The sequence below is a fragment of the Rhodococcus sp. YH1 genome (assembly GCF_009939605.1).
Classification (GTDB): domain Bacteria; phylum Actinomycetota; class Actinomycetes; order Mycobacteriales; family Mycobacteriaceae; genus Rhodococcus; species Rhodococcus aetherivorans.
The window spans coordinates 1-16,917 of record NZ_WVTE01000029.1 but is presented as its reverse complement, the minus strand read 5'-3'; the positions used below and the strand labels follow the sequence as shown (position 1 = coordinate 16,917).

The following is a 16,917-nucleotide window of genomic DNA, read 5'->3' as shown; positions in this document are numbered from 1 at the left end:
CGATCCTGCGGGTCAGCGGATGGTAGATCGTCGGTCGTGGCGTATCCGTTTCCCATTTGAGGATCTCGTACCCCAGGACCAGGTGGTCACGGAAGACGGTGGGCACCAGTTCGGCCAGTATTCGATGTCAGTTCCTGCTCGTGTTCGGCGATTCCCTGCTGCAGCCGCAGTATTCGGTGTTCGGCACCGTCGGAGAACCCGGCCTGCGGGCGCTCGAGGAGGTCGCCGCGGCGGGCGACGACGGATCGAGTCCCCTGGGCGGTGGGCGCCCCCTGATCCCGATGCGGATCGTCGCGGTCGGGTGAGTGCGGCCGGGTGAGTGCGGCCGGCCACCTACCGCGTCTGCAGGGCGACGAGTTCCGCGTACCGCCCGTCCCGGCTCAGCAGTTCGTGATGGCCGCCCCTTTCGACGATCCTGCCGTCGTCGAGCACGATAATCACATCTGCGGTGCGGACGGTGCTGAGCCGGTGCGCGATGACGATCCGGGTCTGGCGCAGCCCTCCCAGCGACGCCACGACCGACGCTTCGGTCGCGGCGTCGAGGGCGCTGGTCGCCTCGTCGAGCAACAGCACCCGGGGCGCGCCGAGCACCGCCCGCGCAAGCGCGATCCGTTGGCACTGCCCACCGGACAGGCCCGACCCGTCCCGCAGCATCGTCTCGTACCCCATCGGCATGGCGACGATCGCGTCGTGGATGTGCGCCAGTTTCGCGGCCTCGACGATGCGGGGGAGGGAGGCCGCCGCCCGACCCGCGGCGATGTTCTGCGCGACGGTCCCGGTGAACAGGGCGCTGTTCTGCGTCACCACCCCGAACTGCGCGCGCAGCGAACGGGATTCCAGGTCCGCGGCGTCGTGTCCGTCGAACAGCACCCGTCCCTCCGTCGGCTCGTAGAGTCCGAGCAGCAGGCGGGCGAGGGTGCTCTTGCCGGAGCCGGACGGTCCCACCAGCGCCACCGTCGACCCGGCGGGGATGTCGCAGTCGATGTCGCGCACCACCCACGGCGAGCGCGGGTCGTACCGGAATCCGACACCGCGCAGCGAGATCGCGCCGCTGAGTGCCGGGGCGGGCCGCACGCTCCGGCCGTGCTGTTCGACGTCGCTGTCGACGATGTCCCGCAGCCGGGCCAGGTGGGCCGCCGCGAACTGCAGCCGCTGCAGCACCGACACCACCGAGCCGAGCGGGGCGAGCGCGGCGAGCGCGATCCCGTTCGCGGCGATCATGGCGCCGAGCGTCTGCCGTCCGTCCAGCACGCCGACGACGCCGACGATCATCAGGACCGCGGGCGCCGCGACCCTGAGACCGGCCACCAGCGATTCGACCACGCCCTCGAGGCGGCCGCTGCGCGACGCCGCGTCCAGGGCGGTGGTGAACAGAGCGTGCCACTGCGCGGCCGCAGCCGCCTCGGAACCGGAGGCCTTCACCGTCTCGATGCCGTTCACGGTCTCGAGCAGGCGTCCCTCGGCGAGGGCGTGCGCGCGCAACTCCTCCTGACCGAGCTGACCGACCCGGCGGCCGGTGCCCACGATCAGGACGATCTGCACCGTCGCGAGCACCATCAGCGTGACGCCGAGCATCGGCGCCCACCACAGCAGCAGAGCGAGGTACGTCAGCGCCAACGGCCCGTCGAGCACCGCCGCCACGACGGGTCCGGTGAGCAGCTCCCGAATCGCCCCGACGCTCGACACCCGCTGCACCACGTCACTGGTTCCCCGGCGAGCGAAGTATGCATACGGCAATGCCAGCAGGTGCGCGACGGCGGCGCCGGTGAGCTCACCGTCGGCGCGCCGGCGCACCGCCTCCAGCATCCGGCTGCGCACCACCCCGACCGCACCGTGCGCAAGGCACGCGACGACCGTCGCACCGACCACGGCGTACAGCAGCGGGCGGTCGGCGCTCGGCAGGACCCGGTCCACCAGAATCGCCGAGACCACCGGAAGCGTCATCCCGATCGCCTGCAACACGATCGAGGCCACCACGACCGACGCGAGCAGTGCGCGGTGGCCGTGCAGGAACCGGGCCGGCATCGTTCGTCGCCGGGAGGCGGGCAGGGCCGGCGGCGGATAGACCGACGGGTCGCCGGGGCCGAACTCGATGCTCACGCCCGAGTACCCGTCGCGGAACTGTGCCCGGGTCAGGCGCTGGCGCCCCCGCGCCGGATCGACGATGTGCACGTGCCGCTCCGTGCACCGTTCGACCACCACGAAATGGTTGCCGTCCCAGTGCACGACGGCGGGCAGCTGTGCACCGCCCCCGGCGACGGCGTCGGCGGAGCGGCCGAAGGCGCGGACGTCGAGCCCGTGGCCGCGGGCACATCGCACGAGCGCCAGGGCGGTGAGTCCGTCGCGGGAAACCCCCAGCTCGTCGACGAGGTCCGCGACGCCGCGTGGGACGCCGAAGTAGGCGAAGATCATCGCCAGGCACGCCGCGCCGCAATCGGACATCCCGGTCTGAGCGAGCGGCCGGATGCGGCGCGTCACCGCGGCGTCTTCTCCGCCTCGCCCCAGAACCATTCGATCCGGGCGGTGCGGCGCCGGTCGGCGAGCCACTCGTCGAACAACCGCCTCGAGGCCTGCTCCAGCAGGTCCGAATCGGACGCGGCGGCGCGCGAGAGCACCTGTACCACTTCCCATTCCGTTCCGACCGCCCGCGGCGGCAGCAGCGTACCGGGCGCGACCGCATCGGCCAGGCCGGAGCCGAGGCCGAGGTCGAGGTCGGCCACGGTCCGCTCCATCAGCTCGGCCCCCAGCGGACGGGACGGGGCGACAGCCGTCAGCGCCGCGCCGAACGCGTCGGCCGTTGTGTCGCAGGTGCGTCGCCGCTCGGCGAACGCGGCGACGAACCGCTCGGCGGCGGCGCGGTCGGCGAAGCGCACGCGGGCGATCCGGAGCCGGTCGTACGTCGATCGGTGCGCCGCGCACCACGAGTCGACGCGGTCGACCGTCACCCGCGTGCGCAGCGCGGCAACGGCGGCCTCGCGTGCCACCATCTCCTCGAGCGCCGCGTGGTCGAGGTGCCGCCGTGCCATCCATGCAGCGGTCGCCGCCGGGGTCAGCAGGCCGCGCGCGCGACGGAAGGCGTCCATGGCGTCCTGCAGCTCACCGTCGGTCAGCGTCACCGGGCTCTCGGCGAGTTCCTGCTGGACGAGACACACGTCGACGAGTCGGTCGAGCAGGGCCGTCTGCTCCCACATCACGTCCAGATACGCCATCGCGTGCTGGATGTCGAGCGCCTCGCCGTTGACGCGTAGCAGCATCGATTCGGCGCTGCGTTGCGCGCCGCGCAACATCCACGGCACCTCCGACGGCGGCGCCCAGGACAGCGTGACGGTGCCACCGCGGGGCCCGGAGACGAGCAGGCCGAACTGCACGGTGTCCCCGTAGGCTTCCCGGTGCCGGAGCAGGCGAAGGCGCAGTCCGGGGTGCTCCGCCCGCAGGGCCGCCAGCAGTTCCTCCGCGGACCCGGCCGCTACCGGGTCGGTGTTGAGGCGCGCGAGCAGAGTCAGCGCCTGCCCGAGAGCAGCGTCGTCGAGCGCCGCGCCGGCCGGGGCGATCATGCGGGCACCTCCTGGACGGCGGGGCGCCGGGAGCGGTGGGCACCGTCGAGCAGCAGCTCGCACAGTGCGTCGGAGATGGGCAGACCCGTCGCGTCCTCGATCCACAACCACTGTCCCGACGGGTTGATCTCGAGGAACACGTAGCGGCCGTCCGGAGTGAGTATGAGATCGATTGTCCCGTACTGCAATTCGAGCTCAGCCACCAGACTGCGGCACAACGCGGCGAGCGCGGCCGGCAACTCGTGCCGACTGTAGCGGGTCGTGGAAGGGTCGTAGCTGCGCCAGTCGAGCCGCGTGTGGTTGCTGTCCTGGCTGTGGATGGCGGCGCCGAGGACCCGCTGCCCGACCACCGTCACCCGCACCTCGATCTGTTTGGGCACATAGCCCTGCACGATCATCGGGCACAGGCGCATCGCCTCCGCGTACCCCAGGTCCGTCGTCGTGACAGGCTCGCACATGCGGAAGTAGCCGTCGTCACCGTCGATCAGGAACGGCCGGTCGAGCGGTTTGCTGATCACCTGCCCCTCGTGCCGGTCCCAGAAATCGAGGAACTCGTCCGGGGAGGTGGTCACGATCGTGGGCGGAAGCTCGAACCCGAGACGGCCGGCCAGGGTGAGCTGGGCGGTCTTGCGGGCCGCCTGCCGGATCGCGGCCCGCGTTCCCGGCACCGCGAGACAGTCCAGATCGTCCCAGAGCGCGGAGGTCATTGCCTCGCATTCCCTTTCGACGTACTCGCGGACCGCCGGGGCGGTGACCTCCGGGTGCGCCCGCGGGTTGCGTGGGCGGCGGAACCAGACCGTGTCGACGGCGGACAGGTCGATCCGCCCACCGCGGTGGTCGAGGGTGCGGCGGACCGCACCGCCGGCGGTGTAGCCGACGGAGATCGACGCGTGGACAGGAAAATCGGCGGGGTCGAACACGACGACCCGGGCGTCGCGCCGGCGCAACAGGTCGACGACGTGGTCTGCGTGCGGGTCACCCGGCTGGGTGAGCACCAGGATGCGGGCGGGATGCGCGCTCATGAGCTGTTCCTCGGGGCGGATCGGATCGGATCGGTCGACGGACGAGCGCCGGGTGGGCGAGGCGAGCCGCCTCCCCACCCGGCGTCCTCGGTCCGTCAGAAGTCCTGATCGGTACCGACCGCGCCGGTCGACATGTCGATCGTCTTGCTCGACCGATCCTCGCACGCGCGACCGCCGGACACGGTCGCGAGGCGCGCCTCGTCGAGTTCCGCACCCTCGGCGGAAATGGCGGTGATGACGGTGTTACGCAATGCGTTCTCCTCTGTCAGGATGTGCCGGACCGTCCGGCGAGGAGAACGATCGCGCAGCGCGCTTAGCATGCGCTTAGCGTCGGCTGACGGACCGCGACGTGCGGATGGGCGAGGTGGGGTCGCCGATCCTGCTACGCCGCGGACCTTCTATGCCGCGGAGGTCACCCGGTACACGTCGTAGACGCCCTCGACGTTGCGGACGACGTTGAGCACGTGCCCGAGGTGCTTGGGATCGCCCATCTCGAACGTGAAGCGGCTCACCGCGACCCGGTCGCCGGTCGTGGTCACCGACGCCGAGAGGATGTTCACCTTCTCGTCGGCGAGTGCCTTGGTGACGTCCGAGAGCAGCCGGTGCCGGTCGAGCGCCTCGATCTGGATGGCCACGAGGAACACCGACGACGGGGACGGCGCCCACTTGACCTCGATGATCCGCTCGGACTGCTGCTGCAGGGATCCGGCGTTGGTGCAGTCGGTGCGGTGCACGCTCACCGAGCCGGTGCGGGTCACGAAGCCCATGATCTCGTCGCCGGGCACCGGCGTACAGCACTTGGCCAGCTTCGACACCGTGCCCGGCGCGCCGGGCACGAGGATGCCGGAGTCACCGCTCTGCCGGGACCGGGTCGGAATGGACGACGGGGTGGACCGCTCCGCGAGCTCCTCCTCGACGCCACCGACCCCGCCGAGCAGCGCGACGAGGCGCTGCACGACGTGGTGCGCCGAGACATGGTGCTCACCGACCGCGGTGTAGAGCGCCGACACGTCGGCGTACCGCAGTTCCTTGGCCACGGCCTGCATCAGGTCCGCGTTCATCAGGCGCTGCAGCGGCAGCCCGACCCGCTTGACCTCCTTGCCGATGGCGTCCTTGCCGGCCTCGAGCGCCTCCTCGCGGCGTTCCTTCGCGAACCACTGCCGGATCTTGGCCTTCGCGCGCGGCGAGACCACGAACGACTGCCAGTCGCGGCTCGGCCCGGCATTGGGGTCCTTGGACGTGAAGACCTCGACGACCTCGCCGTTCTCGAGCTTGCGTTCGAGCGCGACGAGCCGGCCGTTGACCCGCGCGCCGATGCAGCGGTGCCCCACCTCGGTGTGCACGGCGTACGCGAAGTCCACCGGCGTCGACCCGGACGGCAGCGTGATCACGTCGCCCTTGGGGGTGAAGACGAAGATCTCCTTCACGGCGAGGTCGTAACGCAGCGACTCGAGGAACTCGCCGGGGTCGGCGGCCTCGCGTTGCCAGTCGAGCAACTGCCGCATCCACGCCATGTCGTCGAGCTCGGCGACGTCGCCCGAGTGTTTGCCCTTGGTCTCCTTGTACCGCCAGTGCGCGGCGATGCCGAACTCGGCGGTGCGGTGCATCTCGCGGGTGCGGATCTGCACCTCGAGCGGCTTGCCCTCGGGGCCGATCACGGTGGTGTGCAGCGACTGGTACACGCCGAACCGCGGCTGGGCGATGTAGTCCTTGAACCGGCCCGCCATCGGCTGCCACAGCGAGTGCACGACGCCCACGGCGGCGTAGCAGTCGCGGATCTCGTTGCACAGGATCCGCACGCCGACCAGGTCGTGGATGTCGTCGAAGTCGCGACCCTTGACGATCATCTTCTGGTAGATCGACCAGTAGTGCTTCGGCCGGCCCTCGACGGTGGCATCGATCCGCGACGCTGCGAGCGTCGCGTTGATCTCGGCGCGGACCTTGGCCAGGTAGGTGTCGCGCGACGGCGCCCGGGTGGCGACGAGCCGCACGATCTCCTCGTACTTCTTCGGGTGCAGGATCGCGAAGGACAGGTCCTCGAGCTCCCACTTGACCGTCGCCATGCCGAGACGGTGCGCGAGCGGCGCGATCACCTCGAGGGTCTCGCGCGCCTTGCGGGCCTGCTTCTCCGGCGGCAGGAAGCGCATGGTGCGCATGTTGTGCAGCCGATCGGCGACCTTGATCACCAGGACCCGGGGGTCGCGCGCCATCGCGATGATCATCTTGCGGATGGTCTCGCCCTCGGCGGCGGTGCCGAGCACCACCTTGTCCAGCTTGGTGACGCCGTCGACGAGGTGGGCGACCTCCTCGCCGAACTCGGCGGTGAGCTGCTCGAGACTGTAACCGGTGTCCTCGACGGTGTCGTGCAGCAGCGCCGCGATCAGCGTCGTGGTGTCCATGCCGAGCTCGGCGAGGATCGTCGCGACCGCGAGGGGATGGGTGATGTACGGGTCGCCGGACTTGCGCTTCTGCGACGCGTGCCGCTCCTCCGCCACGTCGTAGGCGCGCTGCAGCTCCGACAGGTCGGCCTTCGGGTACAGCTCGCGGTGGATCGTGACCAGCGGCTCGAGCACCGGCTTGAGAGTGGTGCCGCGCTGCCCGGTGATGCGGCGCGCCAGCCGCGCCCGCACCCGGCGGGAGGCCGACGTGGACGCCGAGGTCGGGGTCGGACCGGAATTCTGGGACCGATCAAGATTCTGGGTCATGCCCACACCTCCCGTCGCCGATGCACACCGGACGCACCGCCGCACATTCCTCGTCGTCCGGAACCACCGGCACCTGCGCCAACTCTAGCTCTCAGAGCCGAACCAATGACGTCACCGGGTACTTTTCCAGCCGCGCCCGCCCACCGAGGGCCTCGATCTCGGTCACCACCGCCACCGCGGCGACCAGGGCACCGGCCGCGTCGAGAAGCTCCGCCGTCGCCGAGAGGGTGCCGCCGGTGGCGAGCACGTCGTCGACGACGAGTACCCGCCGCCCGCGCAACCGAACCGAATCCTGCGGGATCTCGATCGCCGCGGTGCCGTACTCGAGGGAGTACTCGCGGGTGTCCACCGGCGGAGGCAGCTTGCCGGCCTTGCGCACCGCGAGGACGCCGACACCCAGAGCGTGGGCGATGCCGCCGCCGAGCAGGAAGCCGCGGGCGTCGACGCCGGCCACCAGTTCCGCGTCCGGCGCGGTGGCGGCCAGCGCGGCGATGACCGCCCCGAAGGCCTCGCCGTCGGCGAAGACCGGGGTCAGGTCGGCGAAGCGGACGCCGGGCGCCGGGAAGTCGTCGACCCAGCGGGTACGGGCGGTGACCGCCGTGGCGGCACGTTCGATCAGAGCGTGCGCTCCGGCGGGATTGCTGTTCATCTGTTGAGGATCCACCTGTCCATGTTCCAGCCCGCACCGGCAGCGCTGGGGTTGGCGACGGCGGCACGCAGGCCGCCGGCGAAGGTCGTCTCCCGGGGCTGCGCGTACAGCGGCAGGGTCGGCATCGCGGTCCACAGGATCGTCTCGGCCTCACCCACCAGACCGGAGATGGTGGCGTCGTCGGTGGTGACGGCGAGGGCGTCGAGGATCTGGTCGACGCGGGCGTCGGCGAAGCGCCCGACGTTGCTGCCGGCCGCGGAGTTGAGGGCGCCGCGCGCGTCCTGCATGTCGGCCGTGCCTCCCGCCCCTGCCGCGACGGCGGTCCCGGCCAGGACGGCATCGACCTGTCCCGCCGTGAGCTGCGACGGCGTGAACGTGTCCGAGGCGGCGTCGACCACCTCGATGCCCGCCTCGCGACAGGACTGGGCGATCAGCTCGACGGTACGGGCGCGGCGCGGGTCCGGGCCGAGGTACCCGATCCGCACGGTGATGCGGTCCGTCCCCGCAGCGGCGAGCTCGGCCTGCGCCGCGGTCGTGTCCGCCCGGTCGTAGCGGGCTGCGGGCCCGGACACGCCCGGGTACAGCGGCGAGTCGGCGGGCAGCAGCCGCGACGACGTCGTCCCGGAACCGAGTCCGGTGGCGGGCACGTCCCCGACCCGGCCGAACTCGTCGAACAACTGCGAGCGGGGCACGCACAGCGCGAACGCCCGGCGCGCGGCGGCGGCGCCGAGGCTGCCCCCGCCGGTGCCCAGCACGAGCTGCTCGACGTTGCGCGACGCCGCGGCCGTCGTCTCCACGTCGTCCCCGAGGGACAGGTCGAGTGCCCCGGTGCCGGTGTCGGCGACGTGGACGCGGCCGTCGGCGGCCGCCGCGGAGGCGTCGGTGCCGCGCGGCCACACCACGATCCGGTCGGTGCCGGGCTTGTTGCCCCACCAGCGTTCGTTCGCGACGAGGACGAGCCCGTCCTCGGCGGTGAACGACTCGATCCGGTAGGGGCCGGATGCCGGCAGCAGCGACAGGTCCAGCCGGCCGGGGGTCAGGTTCCACCCGGTGTTCCAGAAGTCGGCGAGCCGGCGCAGCGCCTCGACGTCGCCACCGCCGATGGCGGCGACCACGTCGGGCACCCCCGAGACCCGGGCAGCGACGTGCGCGGGCATCAGCTCGGTGGCGCCGAACAGGGCTCGCCAGTCGGCGTAGGCTCGGCCGGCGCGGAAGACGACGGTGGCGTCCTTGGACCCGGTCTGACAGTCGATCCGTTCGATGTCGACGTAGCCGGAGCGCCGGGCGGCGGAGAACAGGTTCGCCGGAGCACCCGAGGCGTCGGGCGCGGTGAATCGGCCGCTGGCGGCGGCCCAGGCGAGCACCAGGTCGTCGCACGACATCGGCACCCCGTCCGAGTACACGGAGTCCGGGGACAGCCGGTACTGGACGGTCAGCGGGTCCTGCGAGACGACGGTGGCCGCCCCGATGTCGGTGTCGGAGATCACCTGACCGGCCGGATCGACGTAGCCGAAGCCGGGCAGCACGCGGGCCAGGGCCTGCCGGGCTCCCGAGGCGGCGCCGTCCACGGTGTTGGCGTTGTAGGTGGTCACCGTGTTGTCGACGGCATACCCGATGGAGGGCAGGGACTCCTCCGTCGTGCCACAGGCGACGGTGGTCGCGGCGAGCGCCGCCGCGGCGGCCGCGCCCGCGATCGCCGCGCGGACGGACCGGCGGCGCCGGGCTCGACGTGTGTGCTCGGGTGCCGACATGTCAGTGCCTTCTCTTGGCGCGCTTTCCGGTGGGCCGGACGCCCGGTCTGGGGGTGCGCTCGGCCACCGGCGCGGCGCCGGCGCCCGCCGTCGTGGTCGCCCCGATGCGCTTGGTCACGGACACGGGTGTCGCGCCGGCGTGCGCGCCGACGGCCTCCCCGGCGGGGGGCACGGTCCGCGATTCGGCGGCGCCGCGCTTGGCGAGCACCTTGCGGGTGTGTGCGGCCACCGGCCCGCGCCATTCCTTGAGGGTCACCAGCAGCGGAGTCGCGAAGAAGATCGACGAATAGGCGCCGACCACGATGCCGACGAGCTGGACGAGGGCGAGGTCCTTGAGGGTGCCGACGCCGAGCAGCCACACCGCGATGACCATCAGCGCGAGCACCGGCAGCACCGAGATGACCGTGGTGTTGATCGACCGCATGAGGGTCTGGTTGACGGCGAGGTTGGCCTGCTCGGCGTAGGTCCGACGATGCAGGTGCAGGATGCCGCGCGTGTTCTCCTCGACCTTGTCGAACACCACCACGGAGTCGTACAGCGAGAAGCCGAGGATGGTGAGCAGGCCGATGACGGTGGCCGGGGTGACCTCGAATCCGACGAGCGAATACACCCCCGCGGTGACGATCATGTCGAAGAACAGGGCGGCCAGCGCCGCGAGCGCCATGTCCCGCTCGTAGCGCACCGCGATGTAGATGCTGACGAGCACCAGGAACACCGCGAGCGCGATGAGGGCCTTCTGGGTGATCTGTCCGCCCCACGTCTCGCTGACGTCGGCGACGCTGATCGCGTCGCGCGACGGCACGCCGTCGGGCCCGGTCGGCTGGAACTCGTCGTACAGCGCGTTCTGCAGGGTCCGGACCTGCTCGAGGTCGAGGGCCTCCGAACGGATCTGAATCGAGGCGCCCGCGCCGGACCCGACGGTCTGCACCGATACGGGCTCGGTGCCGAGGGTGTCGGAGTACACCGTCTCCACCTGCTCGGTGGTGACGCCCTCGGCGGCCGGGAGCTGGATGCGGGTGCCGCCCTCGAAGTCGATGCCCCACGTGAAGCCGCGGATCAGCATGCTCAGCAGCGCCACCAGCACGATGCCGCCGGTGAGCAGGTAGTAGAACTTGCGGCGGCCGACGATCTCGAACGCGCCGGTGCCGGTGTAGAGGCGGGAGAGGACGCTGTGCCGGGGTGCGGTCGTGGTGGTGTCGGTCATCGTCACGCCTCCTTCGCCGAGGCAGCCGCGAGCTGGCGTTCACGGGCGACCTGCTGAATGGCGCCGAGACCGTTCACGCTCGGCTTGGACCAGAACTTCGACGTCGACGCCAGGTGCACCAGCGGCCACGTCACCAGGAACACCACCACGACGTCGAGGATGGTGGTCAGGCCGAGGGTGAAGGCGAAGCCGCGGACCTGACCGACCGCGAGGACATAGAGCACCGCGGCGGCGATGAAGCTCACGGCGTTGCCGGACAGGATGGTCCGGCGGGCCCGGGCCCAGCCGCGGGGCACGGCGGAGCGGAAGCTCCGACCCTCACGGATCTCGTCCTTGATGCGTTCGAAGAACACCACGAACGAGTCGGCGGTCATGCCGATGCCGATGATCAGGCCGGCGATGCCGGCGAGGTCGAGGGTGAAGTTGATGTACCGGCCGAGCAGCACCATCACCGCGTACACGGCGAGCCCGGACATCACCAGCGACAGCGCGACGAGCACGCCGAGCATGCGGTAGTAGACGAGACTGTAGAGCAGCACGAGGACCAGGCCGACGACGCCGGCGATCAGCCCGGCCTCGAGCGATGCCAGGCCGAGGGTCGCGGACACCGTCTCGGCCTCCGACGCGGCGAACGACAGGGGCAGCGAGCCGTACTTGAGGGTGTTGGCGAGCTCGGTGGCCTGGGTGTTGGTGAAGTTGCCGGTGATCGAGGTCGCGCTGCCGGCGGGGGTGGCGCCCTGGATCACGGGCGCGCTGACCACCTTGGAGTCGAGGACGAACGCGGCCTGCTGGCCGATGCTGGCGGCGGTGAACTGCGCCCAGGTGCTGCTGCCCTCGGAGTCGAACGTGAGGCTGACCTCGTAGCGGGACTGCTGGGTGTTGTAGCCGGAGGAGGCGTCGGTGATCTGCTGGCCGTCGATGATGCTCGGGCCGAGCAGATAGACGGCGGTGCCGTCGGTGGAGCACGCGACGAGCGGCTTTGCCGGATCGTCGTTGCCGGCGAGCGGGTCGGCGGCCGAGCAGTCCAGGGTGGCCATGGCCTGCTGCAGGACGGCCGGGTCCTCGCTCTGCCGGGTCTCCTTGGCGGCGGCGATGTCCGCGGCGGCCCGGGCCTGCGGGTCGAGGTCCTCCGTGGGAGCGGGAGCGGGCGCCGGGGTGTCGGTGGCGGGCGCCGGGGCGTCGGTGGCGGGCGCCGGGGCGTCGGTGGCGGGCGCCGGGGCGTCGGTGGGATCCTGCGCCGGGAAGGGCCGGCCCTGCGGTTCGGGAGCGGGCGTGGCGGCGTCGGGCGCCGGCGTCGCGGGGGCGGGAGCCTGCGGGTCCGTGGGCGCGGGCGCCGGCTGCGCGGCGTTAGCGCTGGCGATGGGCTGACCGATCACGGGCCGGATGTACAGCCGTGCGGTCTGGCCGAGGGTGCGGGCCTGCGAGCTGTCGTCGCCGGGAACCGTGATCACCAGGTTGTCACCGTCGATCACCACCTCGGAGCCGGACACGCCGAGGCCGTTCACGCGGGTCTCGATGATCTGCTGGGCCTGCCGGAGACTGTCCTGGCTGGGCGCGCTGCCGTCCGGGGTGCGGGCGGTGAGGGTCACCCGGGTGCCGCCCTGCAGGTCGATGCCGAGTTTCGGCGTCGCCGACTTGTCCCCGGTGAAGAAGATCAGGGCATACAGCGCCACCAGGATCGCCCCGAACAGGGCGAGGGAGCGAACTGGATGCACCGATCCGTTGGAAGGTGCCACGGTCTGTCAGTCTCCTCGATGCGAGTGAGTGATGCGCTGGTCACGGGGCCACCGCACCCGTCGGGGCGCGGCCCCCGGCGCGGCCCGCACATCGGCCGGGGTGTCGACCGGTCGGTGTCCGACCGTTCAGTGCTCGGTCGGCCGGCCGGCGGGCGGCTCGGTGTCGTCGCCCTTGTCCAGCGAGAGGCCACCGGTCTCGTCCGTCGCCGAGCCGAGCTCGGTGACCCGCTCGCGGACCACGACCCGGGCCCAGGTGGTCACCACGCCGGGAGCGATCTCGAGATCGACGGTGGTGTCGGTGAGCGCGACGATGGTGGCGTGCAGCCCCGCCGTGGTCATCACCCGGTCACCGACCCGCAGCGCGTCCTGCAGTTCCGCGGTCTTCTGCATCTCCTTCTTCTGGCGCCGGATGCCGAGGAACGTCGGCACCAGCAGGGCAAGGATCAGCAGCGGGAAGAGCAGTTCCATCGTTGAAGTCAGTCCTCGAGGTCGTCCGGTATCGGGCGCCGGCGGTCGTGGACCGGCGCAGTAGACCAGTGTGCCATTACCGGCGCGGCTCCTGTACCGGCGCCGGTGGCCGACCGGTCATTCGTCGTCGAACAGGCCGGGTTGCGGTTCGCGGGCCCGCACCTCGATGCCGCCGGTAGCAGCCTCCGGCGGCGGTGTCAGCCCGAGCTGCAGCCACGCGGCCTGGGTCGCGACCCGCCCGCGCGGAGTGCGCGCGATCATCCCCGCCCGTACCAGGAACGGTTCGCAGACCTCCTCGACGGTGCCGGGTTCCTCACCGACGGCCACCGCGAGCGTGGACACGCCCACCGGCCCGCCCCCGAAGCTGCGGACCAGCGCGCCGAGCACGGCACGGTCGAGCCGGTCCAGGCCGAGCGCGTCGACGTCGTAGACCGCCAGGGCGGCCTGCGCGATCTCGCGGGTGATGATGCCGTCGGCGCGGACCTCGGCGTAGTCGCGGACCCGGCGCAGCAGCCGGTTGGCGATGCGCGGGGTGCCGCGGGAACGGCCGGCGATCTCGGTGCTCGCCTCCTCGCCCAGGTCGATGCCGAGGATCCGGGCCGAGCGCAGCAGGATCTGCTGCAGTTCCGCCGGGTCGTAGAAGTCCATGTGCGCGGTGAAACCGAACCGGTCGCGCAAGGGTCCGGTCAGCGCGCCGGAACGGGTGGTCGCGCCGACGAGGGTGAACGGGGCGACCTCGAGCGGAATCGACGTCGCGCCCGGGCCCTTGCCGACGACGACGTCGACCCGGAAGTCCTCCATCGCCAGGTACAGCATCTCCTCGGCGGGACGCGCGATGCGGTGGATCTCGTCGATGAACAGCACGTCGCCTTCGACGAGGTTGGACAGCATCGCGGCCAGGTCGCCGGCCCGCTCGAGCGCGGGGCCCGACGTCAGCCGCAGCGACGACCCGAGTTCGGCGGCGATGATCATGGCCATCGACGTCTTGCCCAGGCCCGGCGGGCCCGACAGCAGGATGTGATCCGGGGTGCCGCCGCGCAGCTTCGCCCCGCGCAGCACCAGCTGCAGCTGTTCCCGCACCCGAGGCTGGCCGATGAAGTCGTCGAGGTTCTTCGGCCGCAGGCTCGCCTCGACGTCGCCGTCGGCGGGGGTGTACTCGGCGGTCATCGGCGCCTCGTCGGGGGCACCCGCAGGGGGGAAGTCCTCGATCATCGGCTCTTGCCCAGCAAGGCCAGCGCCGAACGCAGCGCGGTGGAGGTGTCGGAGTGCGGGTCACCCGCGAGGACCGTGTCGGTGGACTGCTCCGCCTGTTTGACGGGGAAGCCGAGTCCGACGAGAGCCTCGACCACCTGGTCGCGCATGGGCGAGCCGACCACCGCGGCCGGGGCGGAGGTTCCGGCGAACGCGGCGACCTTGTCCCGCAGTTCGACGACCATGCGTTCGGCGCCACGCTTGCCGATGCCCGGGACCCGGGTCAGGGCGGCGGTGTTGCCGTCGGCGAGGGCCGCACGCAACGAATCCGGATCCAGCACGGCCAGGGTGGCCATGGCGAGGCGGGGTCCGACACCGGACACCGTCTGCAGCAACCCGAACAGGTCCCGGGCGTCGGGGTCGGGGAACCCGTACAGCGTCATCGAATCCTCGCGCACGATCATCGCCGTCACCAGGCGGGTGTCCTCGCCGCGGCGGAGCGTGGCCAGGGTGGCGGGCGTGGCGTGGATCCGGTAACCGACCCCCGCGGATTCGATGACGACGTGGTCGAGTGCGATCTCGAGCACTTCCCCGCGCACCGAGGCGATCACCGTGCACCTGCCTTCCGCGCGGCGGCCTGTTCCCGCAGCCGCGCTTCGTATCGTCGTTTCTGTTCGGCCGCGGCGGCCTCGGCGGCGGCCATGCGTGCGAGCATGGGCGCACGCCAGCAGTGGCAGATCGCGAGGGCGAGGGCGTCCGCGGCGTCCGCGGGCTTCGGCGCGGTGACGAGGCCCAGGATCTTGGTGACCATGGCCGTGACCTGCTTCTTGTCGGCCGAGCCGTTCCCGGTCACGGCGGACTTCACCTGGCTGGGGGTGTGGAACGCCACCGGGATGCCGCGTCGGGCAGCGGAGAGCGCCACCACTCCCCCGGCCTGGGCGGTGCCCATCGCGGTGCGGACGTTGTGCTGGGAGAACACCCGCTCGACGGCGACGACATCGGGCCGGAATCGGTCGAGCCAGTCCTCGGCGGCCGCGGAGATGCGCAGCAGCCGCGACGGCAGTTCCAGGTCGGGGGGTGTGCGGATCACGTCCACCGCCACGGCGGCGACCTCGCGTCCGCGGCCGGTGTCCACGATGCCGAAGCCGCATCGCGTCAGTCCCGGGTCCACACCCATCACGCGCACCCGTTCACCTCTCGACCGCTACGAACAACTGTTCGAGAGCATAGCGGCCGGGGCGGCGCGTCGCGGTATCGACACGCAGCCCCGGCCGGGAGCCGTCCGTCTCAGGCGTCGAGTTCGGCGAGGACCTCGTCGGAGACGTCGACGTTGGTGTAGACGTTCTGCACGTCATCGGAATCCTCGAGGGCGTCGACGAGCTTGAACACCTTGCGGGCGCTGTCCGCGTCGACGGGGACCTCGACCGAGGCCCGGAAGTCCGGGTCGGCCGATTCGTAGTCGATGCCGGCCTCGACGAGCGCGGTGCGCACAGCGATGAGATCGCCGGCCTCGGAAACGATCTCGAAGCTGTCGCCGAGGTCGTTGATCTCCTCGGCGCCGGCCTCGAGCACGACCTCGAGGATCTCGTCCTCGGTGCGGCCGTTCTTCTCGAGCACGACGACGCCCTTGCGGGTGAACAGGTAGGACACCGAGCCGGGGTCGGCCATGTTGCCGCCGTTGCGGGTCATCGCGGTGCGGACCTCGCCCGCCGCTCGGTTGCGATTGTCGGTGAGGCACTCGATGAGGATGGCGACACCGCTGGGGCCGTAGCCCTCGTAGGTGATGGTCTGCCAGTCCGCGCCGCCGGCTTCCTCGCCGCCGCCGCGCTTGCGGGCCCGCTCGATGTTGTCGTTGGGGACCGAGTTCTTCTTCGCCTTCTGGATGGCGTCGTACAGCGTCGGGTTGCCCGCCGGGTCACCACCGCCGGTCCGGGCCGCCACCTCGATGTTCTTGATCAGCTTCGCGAACATCTTGCCGCGCTTGGCGTCGATGGCCGCCTTCTTGTGCTTGGTGGTGGCCCATTTGGAGTGGCCGCTCATTCGATTGGAGCCCCTTCCGGCGAGGTGAGGTCGGACCGGGTCCGACTGGTTCGGAGGGTCGATTCTACTCCGCGCCGACCTGCCCCGAACGGACGGTGTCGACGAAGAGCCGATGCACCCGCAGGTCACCGGTGACCTCGGGGTGGAACGACGTCGCCAGCACCGCTCCCTGCCGCACCGCGACCACCCGTCCGGCGGCCGGTCCCTCGGGGACGGTGGCCAGGATCTGCACGCCGGGACCGACCTCCTCCACCCAGGGCGCTCGGATGAACACCGCGCGCACCGGATCCCCCTCGATGCCCGCGACGTCGAGGTCGGCCTCGAACGAGTCGACCTGCCGGCCGAACGCGTTGCGCCGGACGGTGATGTCGAGGGCGTCGAGGTGCTCGGCGTCGGGGCGGGTGTCGAGCACCTGCGAGGCGAGCAGGATCATGCCCGCGCAGGACCCGTAGGCGGGCAGGCCGGCCTTCAACCGGGCGCGCAGCGGCTCGAGCAGGTCGAACACCTGCAGCAGCCGGCTCATCGTGGTGGACTCCCCGCCGGGAATCACCAGGCCGTCGACGGCGTCGAGTTCGGCGGTCCGGCGCACCCCGATCG

At 71.5% G+C, this 16,917-nt stretch carries 16 protein-coding genes and 1 pseudogene; 1 reads left to right on the top strand and 16 read right to left on the bottom strand.

Annotation, left to right across the window (positions count from 1 at the left end; genetic code table 11):
• Positions 1–127: pseudogene (locus AIIKEEIJ_RS32835) on the bottom strand (PIG-L family deacetylase); the annotation flags it as partial.
• Between AIIKEEIJ_RS32835 and AIIKEEIJ_RS03345 the strand changes: the two are divergent.
• Positions 99–305, top strand: a complete 207-nt coding sequence (locus tag AIIKEEIJ_RS03345; protein ID WP_238406187.1) for a hypothetical protein — start codon at positions 99–101, stop codon at positions 303–305. The pseudogene AIIKEEIJ_RS32835 and the gene AIIKEEIJ_RS03345 overlap by 29 nt on opposite strands.
• Positions 306–333: 28 nt before the next feature.
• On the opposite strand, the gene AIIKEEIJ_RS03340 is transcribed toward AIIKEEIJ_RS03345, so the two are convergent.
• From AIIKEEIJ_RS03340 to pdxT, 15 genes are all read right to left on the bottom strand, one after another.
• Positions 334–2,478 (bottom strand): ATP-binding cassette domain-containing protein, encoded by a 2,145-nt coding sequence (locus tag AIIKEEIJ_RS03340; protein ID WP_161994932.1) that lies wholly within the window; start codon positions 2,476–2,478, stop codon positions 334–336.
• Positions 2,475–3,554 carry a TIGR04500 family putative peptide maturation system protein gene (locus tag AIIKEEIJ_RS03335; RefSeq protein ID WP_006941015.1) on the bottom strand — a complete coding sequence of 360 codons (1,080 nt, stop codon included), beginning with the start codon at positions 3,552–3,554 and terminating at the stop codon, positions 2,475–2,477. The genes AIIKEEIJ_RS03340 and AIIKEEIJ_RS03335 overlap by 4 nt, the downstream gene beginning before the upstream one ends.
• The gene (locus tag AIIKEEIJ_RS03330) at positions 3,551–4,576 is read right to left on the bottom strand and encodes an MvdC/MvdD family ATP grasp protein (protein WP_231772869.1); all 1,026 of its coding nucleotides are present in this window, start codon (positions 4,574–4,576) and stop codon (positions 3,551–3,553) included. Before AIIKEEIJ_RS03330 ends, AIIKEEIJ_RS03335 begins: the two co-directional genes overlap by 4 nt.
• Before the next feature lie 95 nt (positions 4,577–4,671).
• Positions 4,672–4,827 (bottom strand): putative ATP-grasp target RiPP, encoded by a 156-nt coding sequence (locus AIIKEEIJ_RS03325; protein WP_006941017.1) that lies wholly within the window; start codon positions 4,825–4,827, stop codon positions 4,672–4,674.
• Positions 4,828–4,974: 147 nt separating this feature from the next.
• A complete protein-coding gene (locus tag AIIKEEIJ_RS03320; protein ID WP_006941018.1) occupies positions 4,975–7,281 on the bottom strand; it encodes a RelA/SpoT family protein in 2,307 nt (768 codons plus the stop codon).
• Positions 7,282–7,372: 91 nt separating this feature from the next.
• Entirely contained in the window at positions 7,373–7,930 is a 558-nt protein-coding gene (locus AIIKEEIJ_RS03315; RefSeq protein WP_029543478.1) for an adenine phosphoribosyltransferase, read from the bottom strand.
• The gene (locus AIIKEEIJ_RS03310; RefSeq protein ID WP_006941021.1) at positions 7,927–9,681 is read right to left on the bottom strand and encodes an ABC transporter substrate-binding protein; all 1,755 of its coding nucleotides are present in this window, start codon (positions 9,679–9,681) and stop codon (positions 7,927–7,929) included. Before AIIKEEIJ_RS03310 ends, AIIKEEIJ_RS03315 begins: the two co-directional genes overlap by 4 nt.
• A gap of 1 nt (position 9,682) precedes the next feature.
• Entirely contained in the window at positions 9,683–10,885 is a 1,203-nt protein-coding gene (gene secF, locus AIIKEEIJ_RS03305; RefSeq protein ID WP_006941022.1) for a protein translocase subunit SecF, read from the bottom strand.
• 2 nt (positions 10,886–10,887) lie between these two features.
• Positions 10,888–12,621, bottom strand: a complete 1,734-nt coding sequence (secD, locus tag AIIKEEIJ_RS03300) for a protein translocase subunit SecD (protein WP_161994931.1) — start codon at positions 12,619–12,621, stop codon at positions 10,888–10,890.
• Between the two features lie 126 nt (positions 12,622–12,747).
• On the bottom strand, positions 12,748–13,089 hold the full coding sequence (gene yajC / locus AIIKEEIJ_RS03295; RefSeq protein ID WP_050035146.1) for a preprotein translocase subunit YajC: 342 nt from the start codon (positions 13,087–13,089) through the stop codon (positions 12,748–12,750).
• 117 nt (positions 13,090–13,206) lie between these two features.
• Positions 13,207–14,256, bottom strand: a complete 1,050-nt coding sequence (gene ruvB / locus AIIKEEIJ_RS03290) for a Holliday junction branch migration DNA helicase RuvB (RefSeq protein WP_373867520.1) — start codon at positions 14,254–14,256, stop codon at positions 13,207–13,209.
• A gap of 41 nt (positions 14,257–14,297) precedes the next feature.
• Entirely contained in the window at positions 14,298–14,891 is a 594-nt protein-coding gene (ruvA, locus tag AIIKEEIJ_RS03285; protein WP_006941026.1) for a Holliday junction branch migration protein RuvA, read from the bottom strand.
• Positions 14,888–15,466, bottom strand: a complete 579-nt coding sequence (ruvC, locus tag AIIKEEIJ_RS03280; protein WP_161994930.1) for a crossover junction endodeoxyribonuclease RuvC — start codon at positions 15,464–15,466, stop codon at positions 14,888–14,890. Before ruvC ends, ruvA begins: the two co-directional genes overlap by 4 nt.
• Positions 15,467–15,567: 101 nt before the next feature.
• On the bottom strand, positions 15,568–16,320 hold the full coding sequence (locus tag AIIKEEIJ_RS03275; protein WP_006941030.1) for a YebC/PmpR family DNA-binding transcriptional regulator: 753 nt from the start codon (positions 16,318–16,320) through the stop codon (positions 15,568–15,570).
• A gap of 64 nt (positions 16,321–16,384) precedes the next feature.
• Positions 16,385–16,917 (bottom strand): pyridoxal 5'-phosphate synthase glutaminase subunit PdxT (gene pdxT / locus AIIKEEIJ_RS03270; protein ID WP_161994929.1); only part of this gene is annotated, 533 nt, incomplete at its 5' end.

Bases quoted from the DNA above. Each gene is read 5' to 3' on its own strand.
- AIIKEEIJ_RS03330 (WP_231772869.1), bottom strand. From the start codon at position 4,576: ATGAGCGCGCATCCCGCCCGCATCCTGGTGCTCACCCAGCCGGGTGAC.
- AIIKEEIJ_RS03310 (WP_006941021.1), bottom strand. From the start codon at position 9,681: ATGTCGGCACCCGAGCACACACGTCGAGCCCGGCGCCGCCGGTCCGTC.
- AIIKEEIJ_RS03320 (WP_006941018.1), bottom strand. From the start codon at position 7,281: ATGACCCAGAATCTTGATCGGTCCCAGAATTCCGGTCCGACCCCGACC.
- yajC (WP_050035146.1), bottom strand. From the start codon at position 13,089: ATGGAACTGCTCTTCCCGCTGCTGATCCTTGCCCTGCTGGTGCCGACG.
- ruvB (WP_373867520.1), bottom strand. From the start codon at position 14,256: ATGACCGCCGAGTACACCCCCGCCGACGGCGACGTCGAGGCGAGCCTG.
- AIIKEEIJ_RS03335 (WP_006941015.1), bottom strand. From the start codon at position 3,554: ATGATCGCCCCGGCCGGCGCGGCGCTCGACGACGCTGCTCTCGGGCAG.
- secF (WP_006941022.1), bottom strand. From the start codon at position 10,885: ATGACCGACACCACCACGACCGCACCCCGGCACAGCGTCCTCTCCCGC.
- AIIKEEIJ_RS03315 (WP_029543478.1), bottom strand. From the start codon at position 7,930: ATGAACAGCAATCCCGCCGGAGCGCACGCTCTGATCGAACGTGCCGCC.
- AIIKEEIJ_RS03275 (WP_006941030.1), bottom strand. From the start codon at position 16,320: ATGAGCGGCCACTCCAAATGGGCCACCACCAAGCACAAGAAGGCGGCC.